Origin of the sequence: Microbacterium sp. BH-3-3-3 (assembly GCF_007679045.1) — a bacterium.
GTDB classification, from domain to species: Bacteria; Actinomycetota; Actinomycetes; order Actinomycetales; family Microbacteriaceae; genus Microbacterium; species Microbacterium algihabitans.
The window spans coordinates 1-512 of the sequence record NZ_VEFS01000012.1 but is presented as its reverse complement, the minus strand read 5'-3'; the positions used below and the strand labels follow the sequence as shown (position 1 = coordinate 512).

Sequence of the window (512 nt, the reverse complement as noted above, 5' to 3'; positions counted from 1 at the left end):
GCCGACGCGGACGTGCTGGACATCGACGCGGATGCTGCTGACGCCACGGACGTGGTGGACGCGGATGCCGCTGACGCCGACGCTCTGGACGTGCTCGACCTCGACGTGACCGACCTGCTCGACGCGCTCGACATCGACGCCGATCTCGACCTGCTGGACGCTGACGCGGACGTGCTGGACATCGACGGTGACGCTGACGGTCTGGACATCGACCTGATCGACGCGGACGCGCTGGACATCGACATCCTCGATGCCGACGCGGACGTGCTGGACATCGACGCGGATGCTGCTGACGCCACGGACGTGGTGGACGCGGATGCCGCTGACGCCGACGCTCTGGACGTGCTCGACCTCGACGTGACCGACCTGCTCGACGCGCTCGACATCGACGCCGATCTCGACCTGCTGGACGCTGACGCGGACGTGCTGGACATCGACGGTGACGCTGACGGTCTGGACATCGACCTGATCGACGCGGACGCGCTGGACATCGACATCCTCGATGCCGACGC

At 67.4% G+C, this 512-nt stretch carries 1 protein-coding gene; it reads left to right on the top strand.

Going from position 1 to position 512, the window contains the following annotated elements; translation table 11 throughout:
- Nucleotides 1-12 precede the first annotated feature (12 nt).
- The coding region (locus tag FS769_RS16675; protein WP_186325608.1) for a hypothetical protein at nucleotides 13-512 on the top strand (500 nt) is incomplete at its 3' end.